Raw genomic sequence first — 14,311 nt, 5'->3', positions numbered from 1 at the left:
TTAATTTAGTAGAAATTTCATCCTGCAGTTGGCTTTATCTTGATTTCTCATTTAATGAGATAGGCATTCCAACACTAAAAAAGATCGAGCATTCTCGATCTTTTAGGTCATCATCTTAAACGTCTTTACGGCGACGATGGCTATATGCTACACCCATGACTGCTGCCATTTCTGCTGCCACACCGAGGGCAAGCAAGGCAGTATCGTTAGCTTGACCAGTCTCTGGAAGTTGAGGTCCTGATTTCTCAGAGGATTGAACTGGCTTAGCTGGTTTTGGCGTCACTGGTGGAGTAGGCGGTGTTGGTGGTGTCGGCGGAACCACTGGTGGTTTAGGTGGGACACTTGGTGGTGTCGGTGGTGTTGGCGGAGTAGGAGGTTTTGGAGGAATGTAACTATTGTTAAATTCTGTATCCAAAGGAAGGAGAACTGCTGCTACAAGCAGATTTTCCTTTTCACCCACAGTCTTGGTAACAGTCACCTGGAATTTAGCTACCATGTTATCATAAACCACATCGGCTTCATTGCCCTTGACTTCTTCAACAGTGTAGTAGTAAACACCTGGTTTGTCATAGACAATGTTTTCAAAACTAATGTTTCCTTGTGCATTATTGGTCACTGTTTGGATAACATTACCCTTGTCGTCCTTAAGAACGAAGCTAAATTCACCATCTTTGAGGTTACGGCCCGTAAGAACCTTGGTCAATTCGAATTTGGCCTTGGCTGGTTGCACTTCTTTAACATAGTTATTAAAGACAGTGTCTTTTGGATTAGCGACCGTTGATACCAAAGCATCGCCATCTCGGGTCACTGTAATCCAGACAGTCGCTTTCATGCCATCATAGACGATATCTTCGTTAGTTCCCTTAACTTCTTCAACAGTATAAGTGTAAGTTCCTGCCTTATCAAAGTGAAGTTCACTAAATGCAACACGACCATCAGCTGTATTTCCAACAGTTTCGACAATATGGCCTGCACTATCTTTGAGGACAAATTGGAACTCATTAGCAGTCAAAGTTTGGTTAACACCTGCCTTAGTCAATTCCTTACTGAACTGAATAGCAGCTTTAGCTGGAGTCACAAACTTGTTGTTAAAGATGGTGTCTTTTGGATTAACTACGGTTGAAACAAGAGCATCACCATCACGTGTTACCGTGATAGAAACAGCAGCTTTCATCGTATCATAGACAATTGCATCATCCTTACCTGCAAGTTCTTCAACAGTGTAGTTGTAGGTACCTACCTTGTTAAAGGTCAACTCACTAAAGGCAACCTGACCGTCAGCTGTATTTCCAACAGTCTCAAGGACTTTTCCAAAACGGTCTTTAAGGACAAATTGGAATTGATCTGCTTTTAGATCTTGCTTAACACCTGCCTTGGTCAATTCCTTACCAAATGTAATTTTGGCCTTGGCTGGTGTTACCAATTTATTGTTAAAGATAACGTCATCTGGATAAACCACTTTGGCCACTAATTTTTCTCGGCCATCTGTGGTTTCTCTAGCTACTTGGACAGTCACATCAGCTTGGAGCTTATCATAAACGACGTCACTTTCATTACCAGGAACTTCTGTCACACGATAGTGGTAAGTACCTGGTTGGTTAAGTACAAGATTTGAGAAGACAATTTTACCAGAGGCATCATTGGTTGTTTCACCAAGATCAACCATCTTATTATCTGTCATATCAACCAATTTGAAGGTAAATTCCTTATCTTTCAAGGCTCTACCTGCCAACTCTTTGGCTAATTCAAGATTGAAATGTACCTCTTGTTCACCACCTGCATTTCCACGACCTCCAACTAAACGTACTTCAGAAGTATATGTTTTTGACTCAACATCTGCATGAAGGTCAACTTTATTCGTAGGATTATTAGAATCTGATGCTGGGTTGGTCAATCGTGTCTGATACCAAACATAAACCATACGGTCCAAACGACCAAGATTTAACTCAAATTTAGTATCGTCATGAGAGAAACTCTTAATCAATTCCATAGCTGAACCCTTATCAACCCATGGCTCAGCAGAATCAATGTAACGTAACTCTAAAGAATTATCAACAAATCTTTGATTATCAGACCAAGTATCGATCAATTGAAGATTATTCAAGACACGTCTTGCGTAATTAAGACGCATTCCCCAGTTAATCAGGGTTGGATCATTCTTGTCCTGACTACCCCATTTAGCAATGACTTCGTCACCAGGAATAGGATTTGCAGAACCAACTGTCACATTAACGACATGACCATTGAAATTGAGGTGCAATTTTTCGCCACCTTTGAGAGCTTCAGAATAAAGCGTATCTAACTCTAAATTCATATATTTCCCAATAGGGTGATCTTCGAAATAATGATTAAATGTGGTTACAACACTGTTATTCTTAGGATCTACCTGAGCAATACCAACAACTTCGTTATTAGGGTTGTAAACATTAACACTATAGCTTGTCTTAAATTGCAATTCACTTGGAAGAGTGAAGATAACTTTGTCACCTGAATTAATAGCTATATCGTTAGGGAATGAAATATCATGATAAACAACCTTACTTCTTGAGTAAATACTATTTCCGTCTGGAAATTGAAGCTCAACGTTAGGGTTTTGAACATGAATTTCAGTTCCTGTCTTAGTCACCTTAACATCCGCTGAGACGGGATTGCTCGAGTTGGTAACCTTAAGTCCAAAATTACCAGATGAAGTAGAACTACTATTACTTGCCGCTGCAAGTTCGCTAGCACTAGCTTCTCGTGTTTCACTACCAGTTACAGGTTTCTCACTAAGAGCTTCACTCGTCTTATCTTGTGATGAACTCGTTTGTTCAGAGCTTGCAACCGTTTGCTCTTGAAGCACAACTTCACTAGAAATAGCAGTTACTGAGATAGCACTTGTACTTTCTGCCTGTACGGTAGGTTCAGCTGTCACTTCTTTACTTGAGACGCTAGCGCTTGTCCTTTGGCCCCCACCATCAGACTCGCTAGCTTCCTCAAGTACACTCGTCGCTGGTTGGCCTTTAGGCTCTTCAGCTTGTTCTGCATTAGCGGTACTTACACCAAAAACTGCAGACGAAAGTAAGATCGAAGCAACACCCACCGTAAACTTACGGATGGAGAAACGCTGCCTCGAATCACCGAATCGGTTATTCATGATTCTATCCTCCCATTATTACAAATCTTAACATTTTTGTAACCCTTTTCATTCTGAATTATACACTATTTTCAGAACTTTGCAAGATAATTATTTACCCCTTTGGAGGTTTTGTAAAGATTTCTAAGATATCAATAGATAGTGAAATTTTTAAACCCTTATATTATAGGCTTTCTTTCGGAGTCTCTCTTTTAACATTGTTTTTCTTTCTCATTTTATTGTCATAATTTTAATTCAAATTTTGTCTAAAAAATACTAAAATTCAGATCTTCTCTTCGAAAAATGAGAAGATTATCCTGTCTAAAGGAAGAAAAAACTGCCATTCTTAAAGGAATAGCAGTCGTCTTTAAATTAATTAAGAAAATGAGCATAAACACTCATTTAAAGTATTTTAGGCAAGCTCTTTGAGAAACTCTACCAAGATAGCAGCTGATTGTTTCCCCGCCTGAATAATGAATTCATCAAAAGTAATATTAGCGTCATGGGCTGCTGTATCACTCATAGCACGAACAACGATGAAAGGTTTCTTGACACTGTGTGCAGCTTGAGCAATGGCTGCTCCTTCCATTTCCACGGCTAAGACTTCTGGAAAGTGCCCTTTAATAGCATCAATCTTATCCTGACCTGCAATAAAGCTATCACCAGTCGCAATAAGACCAATTTTAGAGTCGATAGAGGCTTGAGCCAAGACCTTTTCAAAAGTCTCTACAAAGGTAGGGTCACTTTCAAAGTAGAGTGGTTGCATAGACATTTGGCCATAGTCATAGCCAAATGCTGTCAAGTCAACATCATGATAGGCCAATTTTGATGCCACAACCACATCTCCGATTTTAAGTCCAGGTGCTACTGCTCCTGCAGAACCAGTGTTAATGAGGGCATCAACGCCAAAGTGGTCTGCCAGAACAGCCACAGACATGGCTGACATGACCTTACCAACACCTGATTGGACTAAAACAACATCTTGTTTACCCAAACGTCCTGTATAGTAGGTATTGCCCAAAACAATTTCTTCAACCTTATTTTCCAATTGCTCCACTAGAAGCACTAATTCCTGCTCCATGGCAGCGATAATTCCGATTTTCATATAGTTCCTTTTCAGCTTGTAATCTTTCTTGAATCAGTAGATAGAGCTATCTGACTCATAGACTTATTAGAAATAAAAGACAGCAATGAAGAGAATAATCAAGAGGACGACAACCCAAAAGAGGATGCGATTAAGCTTGTGCTGGAATTGATTGCGTTTAGCATTCTCAATCCGACGGCTCTTGTAAGCAGAGGGCTGATAATTAGCTTCATAGTCCTCATCATAGAACTCTTCCTCGTAGTCCTCATAATAAGGATGATCCTCTAAGTCAATTTCCCCACGCTTAGCCTGCTCAATGACATCGTCAGTCAAAAGTGGCTTACTCATAGCTTATTTTCCTCCGAAATGAAGTGCATAGTATTGGAGAGCGATGATGGTTTTAGCATCTTGAATTGCACCTGAAGCTACGAGTTCCATACATTCCTCATAAGTCAACTCATAGATTTCAAGAAACTCATCTTCGTCAAGTGGGCGTGGATTTTCAACAGGCTTGAGGTTTGTAGCCACATAGAGCTTGATTTTTTCATTACAGAAACCAATGGCTGTGTAAAACTCATGAATCAATTCGAGATCACCCTTATACTGAGTCTCCTCTTCAAGTTCCCGCGCTGCTGCAGCCATTTCATCGCCAGCTTCACCGACTTCCAGTTTACCCGCAGGAATCTCGTAAGAAACTGCCTCAATAGCCTTGCGGTATTGCTTGACGATAATGATTTTTCCTTCTGGGGTAACCGCTAAAACAGCTACTGCTCCCTTGTGGAAGATGAGTTCACGACCAGCTGTCTTACCGTCTGGCAAGAGGACTTCGTCTACTGCAACTTCAAAAATATGTCCCTTAAATTTTGACTCACGTTTAAGTGTTTTTTCTTCAAACTCCATGACTTGACTCCTTTTACTTCTGACCTCATTCTAAGCTGGTTTTATAAGAACAACCAAGCTCAGATAGCCTTAAGCCTACTTTTGTTGGCTTGGGTGGTGAGGTTTCTTAATGGCATAGCCTTCTTTATTGACCTGACGGCCACGTCCAATGGCTACGCTGTCCGCTGGCACATCATCTGTAATAGTTGAACCAGCCGCTGTGAGGGCGTTATCCCCAATTTCAAGCGGTGCAATCAAGGTTGAATTGCTTCCGATAAAGACATTATTGGCAATTTGTGTCTTGAACTTGTGTTGTCCATCATAGTTAACAGTAATTGTTCCAGCACCAAAGTTAACATCAGAACCAACTTCCGCATTACCAATGTAAGTCAAGTGTCCAGCCTTGGTATTTTCACCGATAGTAGAACCCTTAACCTCAACAAAGTTACCGATATGAACATCTTTTTTGAGGGTTGAATCCGGACGAACGTGGGCAAACGGACCAACGGTAACACCTTTTTCAACCACTGAATGCTCAATCATAGAGTTAGTGATAACAGTATTAGCACCGATTGTTGAATCCACAATATAAGTCCCATTGGTAAGCACTGACTCCGCACCAATCTTAGTTTTACCTTTAAGCGTCACATTGGCTTCAATGACAACGTCTGGCTCAATTTCCACATCCACATCGATATAAGTAGCGTTTGGATTTTGGAAAGTAACACCATTAACCATGTGAGCTTGGTTGATGCGACGACGCATAACATCTTCTGCCGTAGCTAAGGCAACACGGTCGTTAACCCCGAGACTTTCTTCAAAGTCACGAAGAGTGAAGGCACCTACTTTTTCACCATTCTCACGGAAAATAGAAATAACATCAGTCAAATAGTATTCCCCTTGAGCGTTGTTAGTGTTGATATTTTTAAGTGCTTCGAAGAGGCGTTTATTATCAAAAACGTAAGTCCCTGTATTGATTTCTTTGACCTGTTGTTCGAACTCGTTGGCATCTTTTTGCTCAACAATCTTAGTCACTTCGCCATTTTCGTTACGGATAATACGACCATAACCAAACGGATTGTCCGCAGTTGCAGTCAAGATAGTGGCAACATTTTTGTGATTAACGTGGAAATCAATAAGGTTTTTAAGGCTTTCACCAGTAATCAAAGGCGTGTCACCAGCAATAACAAGCGTTTGACCTTCAAGTCCAGCCAACTCTTCTTCAGCCATCATTACTGCATGACCAGTCCCCAACTGCTCAGTTTGCATAGTGAAGGCAGATTGACCATCCAAAACCTCACGAACAAGCTCAGCCTTATGACCAATAACAGTAACGTTTTTAGCTGGTTCGATAGCTGAAACTGCACGGAAAACATGCTCAAGCATAGTGATGCCTGAAACCTTGTGCAATACTTTTGGAAGATCTGATTTCATGCGAGTTCCTTTACCCGCAGCAAGGATAATAGCGTAATTACTCATTTTCTTTTTCCTTCTTAAGATTTTTTTGTGATGGTTTCCTTCGAGGCGGTCTTAGCCTTGAGCCCCAAATCTCAGGGCCTCCACCTCCCACTGGGATAGCCTACGAAAGAAAGGGGCCTTGAAAACATAGTCTCTCATTTCTTAGAAAATATGTCCTCATAACTGACGTTTTTTAGGGCCTCTGATTATCTATAATCGCCCTATTATACCATAAATGAAAAGGTTTTGGCAGAATGAAAGGTAATGAAAAAAGAGCTTAAGCTCTTTTTCTAAGAATAGTTATCCTATAACCATTCTTTGTATTTCTTAATATAGATATGCTTCACAAAGGTAACACTAAGCATATACAAAGTAATGATGATAAACAAGAGAATGAAATAGAGACCGTTTAGATGGCTGAGTTTTAAGAGACTAGCCAATGGACTGTATGGAAGAGAAGTCACAAAGAAAGCAGCAAATAAGGTTGTCACAACAACTGATAGTGCTGGGTGACTTTGAATAAATGGTAGTTTTGGTGAACGTAACATGTGGATAACCATGGTTTGAGACCACATAGATTCGATAAACCAACCTGTTTGGAAAATAATGATAAAGGCTGCTGCTTCTGGTGAACCATGAACATAGCCATGCCCCAAAATCATTGGCACAATGATAAAATAGAGCAAGATATATGTCAAAATATCAAATACGGACGAAATAGGTCCTATCCAAGCCATGAAACGCATGATTGATTTGGCTTCCCAGATATGTGGCTCTTTAAGAAATTCCTTGTCCACATTGTCAAATGGAAGGGCGATACAAGAGATATCATAGACAAGATTTAGGACAATCAAATGCACAGGTGCCATTGGTAGGAATGGTAAGAAAATGCTGGCAAAGAGGAGAGAAAAGATATTCCCGAAATTTGAAGAAACCGTCATCTTGATATATTTGGTCATATTAGCATAGACCTTCCGTCCTTCAACCAAACCTTTTTCCAAGACCATTAAATCCTTATCAAGCAAGATAACATCTGCAGTTTCTTTGGCGATATCAACAGCTGTATCCACAGAAATCCCCACATCTGACACCTTCATGGATGGGGCATCGTTGATACCATCACCCATATAGCCTACCTTATGCCCATTTTCCTTAAGGCTTAGGATAATTCGTGCCTTTTGGTCTGGGGATAACTTAGCAAAGACTGTTGTCGTTTCCACAGCCTTAGCCAAATCTTGATCTGACATGGTATCAAGATCACTTCCAAGTAGAATGTGCGTCACATCTAGACCAACTTTTTCACAGACAGCCTGTGTCACCTTATCATTGTCTCCAGTCAAAATCTTTGTGGTCACACCATACTCTGCCAAAGCCTTGATAGCAGGTGCTGCTGATGGTTTTGGTGGGTCAAGGAAGGCAAGATATCCCGTCAAAATCATGTCACTTTCATCTTCGACACTAAAGACGTCATTTTCATTAAGCTGTGATTTGTAGCTAACACCGAGAACACGCAAACCTTGTTCATTCAACTGTGCGACTTCCGCAAGGACCTCCTCGCGAACATCGTCGGTTAATGGGATAATGTCACCCTTGTATTCCACATAGTTAGAAACAGAGAGCATTTCTTCAAGGGCACCTTTTGTCACCATGCTGACAAAACCATCATTGTCTTTAACAATGACACTCATGCGACGGCGTTCAAAATCAAAAGGGAGCTCATCAATCTTGTGGAAGGTTTGGTCAAGGTCACGAACGATGTCGTGTTTCTTAGCTTCTCTCTCAGTTCGGCTAATAATGGCACGGTCCATAAGATTTTTCAAGCCAGTTTGGAAATAAGAGTTAAGATAGGCTCTCCGAAGCACTGATAGGTCAAGGTCACCATGGATATCAAGAGGGTACTCAAGAACGATTTCATCTTGAGTCAGGGTTCCTGTCTTATCCGTACAAAGGATGTCGATAGCCCCTAGGTCTTGAATAGCATTAAGTTTTTTGATGACCACCTTTTCCTTGGCCATAATGATAGAACCCTTGGCAAGACTGGCTGTGATAATCATCGGCAACATTTCTGGGGTCAAACCGACTCCCACACTAAGGGCAAAGACGCCGGCTTCAAGCCAGTCCCCATCTGTTAAACCGTTAATCACAAAAACAACAGGAACCATGACCAACATGAGTCGAATCAAGAGCCAAGAAATGGAGTTCATCTCACGTTCAAAGGAAGTTGGTTCGTCATAAGTATTGATGGTCTGCTCGATAGCTCCCATCATGGTGTCATCACCAACAACTAAAACCAAGGCTGTTGCACGACCAGAGATAACATTAGTTCCCATGAAAGCAAGGCTCTCACTCTCAAGCAAACTCTCTAGATTTTGACCATCCGCCTTAGACAGACAAGCCTTTTCCACAGCATCGCTTTCACCTGTCAAGCCAGACTGTTGAACAAAGAAATCACGAGAGTCTAGCAAGACCACATCCGCCGGAATCATATCTCCCGCACTCAGTTTGACCACATCTCCAACCACAATTTCATCGATTGGGATTTCTTGCTCACTGCCATCTCGAAGTACTGTTGCTGTATTGACAATCATGCGAGACAAATTACTGGCAGCCTTGTCGCTACGAAGTTCTTGAATAAAACGGATACCACCAGATATCAAAACTAGAGTGACAATGATGATAGAAGTCGTTGGGTCTTCTTCACCCGGTTTAGCAAGCCAGACATTGGTGATAAAGGAAACTAGAGCAATGACTAAGAGAATAACAGTAAAGGGATTGATGATAGATTCATAAATCTTTTTGATGATAGAATCCTCTTGTCCCTTGGTTATGACATTTTCCCCATAAAGGTCACGGTTTTCTTCTACTTGGTCTTCCTTCAAGCCATCCAAATGAGTCTTGTAGCGAGTAAGGGTTGTTTCAAGTGGCTCTTGAAGAGCAGCAATAAGTCTTTCTTTATTTGTTGACATTGGAATCTCCTTATTTAATCAGGAGCCAATCACTTATGGAGTCCCTAAGACACTAATCAGCGATTGACTGGTTAGGTGCGGTTCGGGGTGATCGTCGATTAGTCTCATAGGTTTCTCCTTTCATTTTTTTACATAGTGGGTGGACCTCAGACAAAAGAAAAGAGTCCTACCCATATACAGGTAAGACTCTATAAACTCGAGGTTGATTTTTTAATAGATTCTGTCAAAAAATGGACCGTTCAAGCTTTAGCTCCGCAAGGCGATGAAATGAGCTTAGTCTTGACCTTGGCGATCAGGACTGTTGACCAACGAGTAGTGTCTCCACTGCTTTGCGGTAGTCATCCGTATCCTTGTGGTAGCCTCACCTACCGTATTTCACTGAAAATAATACTCCTAAGGCGGTAACTTGTCAAGGGGAAAAGTTACTTTTTGCTTGAGTGGGTAATAAAAAAAGAGCTTCCGCTCTTTTTTGTAAGATATTCTTTTGTAAAATGGATTTTTTTAGACTTTCCTTAAGTGAGTGCGGACGTCATCGAACTTCTTCGAAGCTCCATGACTAATTTTTGAGACCCTTCACTTTTTAATTTCTAGGCTCAGGCTAAAACAGTTCCCCAAACTGTTTTACTCTCAAAAATTCCGAGTTCTAGAAATACAAGTATTTCTAGAACTTTTCTCACAGCGGAAAGTCTCGTTAATTGCTCACTTAGCTCGCTAGAAGCAAGGCAATCGATGACAAAAACAACCAAATTAGTCTTTTGGTCGAATGCGTTAAAATTGTCAAACCAAGATTGAGAAACAAAATTAAGGATTTTAAAAAAGAAACAATTTACTTCTTTTAAAATTTCTTTTGCTTAATTCTAGAAATTTCACGCTCTTTCCTACTTTCTTTGCTTGATATAAGTCCCTTGTAGCTTACCGTGTAAGATGTAATCTACAGATTTGAGCTCATCAACAGTTTGACAATCAAGGGCACACATGATGAGACGAAGGTCATCCTTCCAGCCATTGACAATAGCCACAACCTTATCCACAGGATTACGTTCCACCAATTCAAGAACTGTTCGTGAGAGGCCTACACCTTTTACTCCTAAGACCAGACATTTAACCATATCAAGTGGATTGCGCACGCCGCCAGAGGCTAAGATTTCCACATCTTCACGAAGGTCTTGGGCTTGCAAGAGGGTCTGAACGGTGCTTTGTCCCCAGTCATTGAGGTAATCACGGTTGCCGCCTCGACTATTTTCAATATAGGCAAAGCTAGTCCCACCACGACCAGAGATATCCACAGTCTTGATACCCTGAGACATGGCGTAACGAATGGTTTCCACATCCATACCAAAGCCGACCTCCTTGAGGACAAGTGGGCACTCTATTTTCTGTGCATAAGCCGCCACATTTTCCTTCCATGTATGGAAAATACGCTCTCCCTCAGGCATGAGAAGCTCCTGCATAAGGTTAACATGGAGCTGTAAAAAGACTGGGTTCATAGCTTCCACCGTCTTAATCCCTAGGTCCACAGACTTATCCACACCGATATTAGTCGCTAGGTCTAAGTCTGGAAACTCTTGGCGATAGTCAAAGGATTCTGGTGCTTCTCCCTTTAGAGCAGCACTATAGGACCCCGTCACCATGAGAATACCTGTTCGGCTGGCCACCTCAGCTAATTTTCGATTAACAGCACCACCCTTGGCGGAACCACCTGTCATGGCATTGATATAAAAGGGAAAATCCCAATCTCGTCCCGCAAAATGTGTGGACAAGTCAATCTGATCTAAATCATAAGTCGGTAGAGACTTGTGGATAAGTTCCATATCGTCAAAACTATTGTAGGGCGACTGGTACTTGAGGGCATAACGGATGTGATCGTCTTTACGATTTGTCATAGGTTATTTCTTTACTTTCTTGCGTGATAATGTCTACTTAGCTGACCACTAAACCTCATACAAGAGCTCTATTCCTTCCTCTTGCCAGCGCTCAACTAAGGTATCTCGGCTTGCTTGGTCAAAGGCAAAGGCAATACCACAGTCGCCACCACCTGCTCCAGAAGACTTAGCGATAGCATCAAGTCCTTGCTCTGCTTCTTTGAGTTTTTTCAGCTTGGCCACATAAATATCTGGACTAAGTGATTCCAACTGGTCACTGACAGCCTGAAGGCTGCTCTTAAGTAAATTCTTATTTCCTGTTTCCAGTGCCTTGAGGGCATCTTGGACGGCAACTTCTGTTTCACTTAAATACTTGCTTGATATGCGAGATTTGGCCATTTTAACCATGTCTTTTGAGATAGCAGCTTGCTTGGTCCACCCCACCAAAAAGTGAGCTTTGAGAACTGGCACTATAGGACTGATACGATAGCCCCAGTCTTTTTCCAAAAGCTCTGATAGAGTTATTTGGTCTATAAGCTCTGCTATTTTTGCACGGTCAAAGGAACGATAGGAAATCAGATCCTCGTATACGATACAAGCTAAATCTCCCATAGAACCATTATCTCCCTGCTTGAGAAGGCTGTAGCTAGCTAGCTTAAAGAGAATGTCTTTAGATAAGTCTTTCTGAAGGGCTGCTGCCAAGGCCTTGAGGGTCAATACCACAACAGAACCCGAAGAACCGATACCAAATTTAACCCCATCTCGTTCCAACTTTCCAGTGATGGAAAGGTCCAGAGCGGGTAACTTCTCACCACAAAAGGCCTCAAAAGTATTCAAGGCCTCTTGAATGAGGGCGTAATTTGCGTCTGACTCACGACTAACACTATAGTCAAACATGTCTGAGGACAACTGGGTAGTTTGTGCTTCCTTGACCTCTGCTGACATGAAAATGGGAATAAATTGGATTAGGGCTGTCTGCCCAGCTGTTAAGACTGAGTATTCTCCAGCAATGTAGAGTTTCCCACCTGTTTTTACTGTGACCTGATTGACCGACTGCTTAGGCATCTGGCAACTCCTTGGTGCGTGAAACAATGACCTGATAGTCCTGACTGAAATGGTCTGCTAGGCGGTCTAGGTCTTCTTCCAGACAGAGCACCTTAACATTTGGTCCTGCATCCATAGTAAAGTAACACTGCTCACCAGAGGCACGGAGGGCCTTAACCTTGTCCATAGCCTGATAAGAGGCTTCCGTTAGATATGAAAATGGTGGGTTAGCCGTACTTGTTGTTTGGTGCATACGAAGAGCATTAGCTTCAGTGAGCTCACCGACTGCTTGGAAATCATTAGCCTTGAGATAGTCTAACATATCCTTGTAATCCTGCTCAGACTGTTTAATCCACTCTGGGAAAGAGGTCGATGTTTCGGTGCACAATTTCATACCGTCCCGGCTTGATACGGGTTTCTTTTGATCTGTCAAAACCAGCATAATCATGGCCAATTTAAGGTCTGTTTCAACCGGGTAAACCTCACCACTATCCTTGTCCCAGGCTGCCAATGGTCCAAAGAAAGAACGTGATGATGAGCCTGAAGCAAACTTGGCAATTTGAGCTAATTCAGACTGCGTTTTTCCGACTTGGAAGAGCTCGTTAGCTGCTTTAACTAGGGCAGAAAGTCCTGAGGAACTTGAGGATAGACCCGCTGCTGTTGGCATGTTGTTCCAAGTTTCAATCTTGACATGTTGGTTTGGATTAGTACGGAAGAGATCTAAAACCTTGCTGGCCTTGGTTGTTTCTTTTTCCCCTTGGAGCTCATCATCGATATACATGACATCACCAGTCGCATCCTCAGGCAGAAAAGATAACTTGGTTTCCGTATACATATTTTCCAAAGTCAGTGAGATACTACTGGTTGAAGGAATCATACGCTCCGCATCCGCCTTACCCCAGTATTTGACAATAGCAATATTTGCGTACGATTTGACGCTTACAGGCTTTCTATCCACGTGTTTACGGCTCCTTTTTCTTGAAGTTTTTTAGCAATCGTTTGGGCTTGGTCTTTAGTACTTGTCAGGGCAATAATACAGCCACCAAGTCCTCCACCTGACATCTTGGCTCCCAGTGCACCTTGCTCCAGAGCAGTTGCTACTAGAAGATCCGACAAATCACAAGATACCCCTAAAGATTTAAGATGATTATGGGCTTGAGACATGAGCTGACCAAGAAGCTTTTGATCCTTGGCTTTGAGGGCACGTTCTGCCTTCTGACTTAATTCGCCCAGTTGGTTGAGATCTGACAAGGCATCTAAACCAATAGCCTCAACCTTTTCCACGGCCTCACGGGTATTTCCATGGATACCCGTATCAGCAATGACCAGATAGGCACCTAAATTGACCTCGATTTCCTTGAAACCGATATTACGCGTAAAGCTAATGGCTTTGTCACTCAAGCAGGTCTTTGCATCTAAACCACTAGGTTTACTATGGGCAATGGTCTCCGCCTGATGAACTAGCATTTCCAAGGTCTCCTGGCTAAGCTCCTGATCAAAATAATCAAAGACCGCTCGAATTGCCGCAATGGCTACAGCCGCAGACGACCCCATGCCACGCTTTTCAGGGACACTAGACTTAATAGCATAGCTGATAGGCTGGTTTTTGATTTCCAGATAATTAAGCGCTGAAAAAATCGCTGTCGTCAAGGGATCTTGAGCCTTGAGCGTCAAAGGAGTCTCAGCCGCCTGAATCTGACAGACAACCTCAATATCCTTAAGAGGGAGGGCAAGGGCAGGATGACCATAAACGACCGAGTGCTCCCCCATCAAAATAATCTTACTGTGAGCCTTGCCCACTCCTACTTTCTTAGTCATAAATTACACACACTCACAGACGAATTTGCAGGCGAGTGTCTTTCTAGATTTTTCATACAGATTCTAGTGGTGACTCAAGGTCAAT

At 42.1% G+C, this 14,311-nt stretch carries 10 protein-coding genes and 1 riboswitch; all 10 genes read right to left on the bottom strand.

Going from position 1 to position 14,311, the window contains the following annotated elements; translation table 11 throughout:
- Nucleotides 1–115: 115 nt before the first annotated feature.
- Entirely contained in the window at nucleotides 116–3,136 is a 3,021-nt protein-coding gene (locus tag ACWPVZ_RS02825) for a Spy0128 family protein (protein WP_454380801.1), read from the bottom strand.
- 391 nt (nucleotides 3,137–3,527) lie between these two features.
- Entirely contained in the window at nucleotides 3,528–4,220 is a 693-nt protein-coding gene (locus ACWPVZ_RS02820) for a 5'-methylthioadenosine/adenosylhomocysteine nucleosidase (protein WP_145516379.1), read from the bottom strand.
- A gap of 66 nt (nucleotides 4,221–4,286) precedes the next feature.
- Entirely contained in the window at nucleotides 4,287–4,547 is a 261-nt protein-coding gene (macP, locus tag ACWPVZ_RS02815; protein WP_454380798.1) for a cell wall synthase accessory phosphoprotein MacP, read from the bottom strand.
- A gap of 3 nt (nucleotides 4,548–4,550) precedes the next feature.
- The gene (locus ACWPVZ_RS02810; protein WP_454380796.1) at nucleotides 4,551–5,099 is read right to left on the bottom strand and encodes an NUDIX domain-containing protein; all 549 of its coding nucleotides are present in this window, start codon (nucleotides 5,097–5,099) and stop codon (nucleotides 4,551–4,553) included.
- A 75-nt stretch (nucleotides 5,100–5,174) separates the two neighbouring features.
- A complete protein-coding gene (gene glmU, locus ACWPVZ_RS02805; protein WP_454380794.1) occupies nucleotides 5,175–6,557 on the bottom strand; it encodes a bifunctional UDP-N-acetylglucosamine diphosphorylase/glucosamine-1-phosphate N-acetyltransferase GlmU in 1,383 nt (460 codons plus the stop codon).
- A 284-nt stretch (nucleotides 6,558–6,841) separates the two neighbouring features.
- On the bottom strand, nucleotides 6,842–9,502 hold the full coding sequence (gene mgtA / locus ACWPVZ_RS02800) for a magnesium-translocating P-type ATPase (protein WP_454380792.1): 2,661 nt from the start codon (nucleotides 9,500–9,502) through the stop codon (nucleotides 6,842–6,844).
- Nucleotides 9,503–9,726: 224 nt separating this feature from the next.
- Nucleotides 9,727–9,882: riboswitch (M-box (ykoK) riboswitch) on the bottom strand.
- A gap of 498 nt (nucleotides 9,883–10,380) precedes the next feature.
- Nucleotides 10,381–11,385 carry a type 2 isopentenyl-diphosphate Delta-isomerase gene (fni, locus tag ACWPVZ_RS02795; RefSeq protein ID WP_454380790.1) on the bottom strand — a complete coding sequence of 335 codons (1,005 nt, stop codon included), beginning with the start codon at nucleotides 11,383–11,385 and terminating at the stop codon, nucleotides 10,381–10,383.
- A gap of 48 nt (nucleotides 11,386–11,433) precedes the next feature.
- Nucleotides 11,434–12,429, bottom strand: a complete 996-nt coding sequence (locus ACWPVZ_RS02790) for a phosphomevalonate kinase (protein ID WP_454380788.1) — start codon at nucleotides 12,427–12,429, stop codon at nucleotides 11,434–11,436.
- Entirely contained in the window at nucleotides 12,422–13,366 is a 945-nt protein-coding gene (gene mvaD, locus ACWPVZ_RS02785) for a diphosphomevalonate decarboxylase (protein WP_060971304.1), read from the bottom strand. Before mvaD ends, ACWPVZ_RS02790 begins: the two co-directional genes overlap by 8 nt.
- Entirely contained in the window at nucleotides 13,348–14,226 is an 879-nt protein-coding gene (mvk, locus tag ACWPVZ_RS02780) for a mevalonate kinase (RefSeq protein WP_454380786.1), read from the bottom strand. The genes mvaD and mvk overlap by 19 nt, the downstream gene beginning before the upstream one ends.
- Nucleotides 14,227–14,311: the final 85 nt, after the last annotated feature.

The sequence above is a fragment of the Streptococcus sp. Marseille-Q6379 genome (genome assembly GCF_965119505.1).
This window is presented reverse-complemented; position numbering and strand designations above follow the sequence as displayed.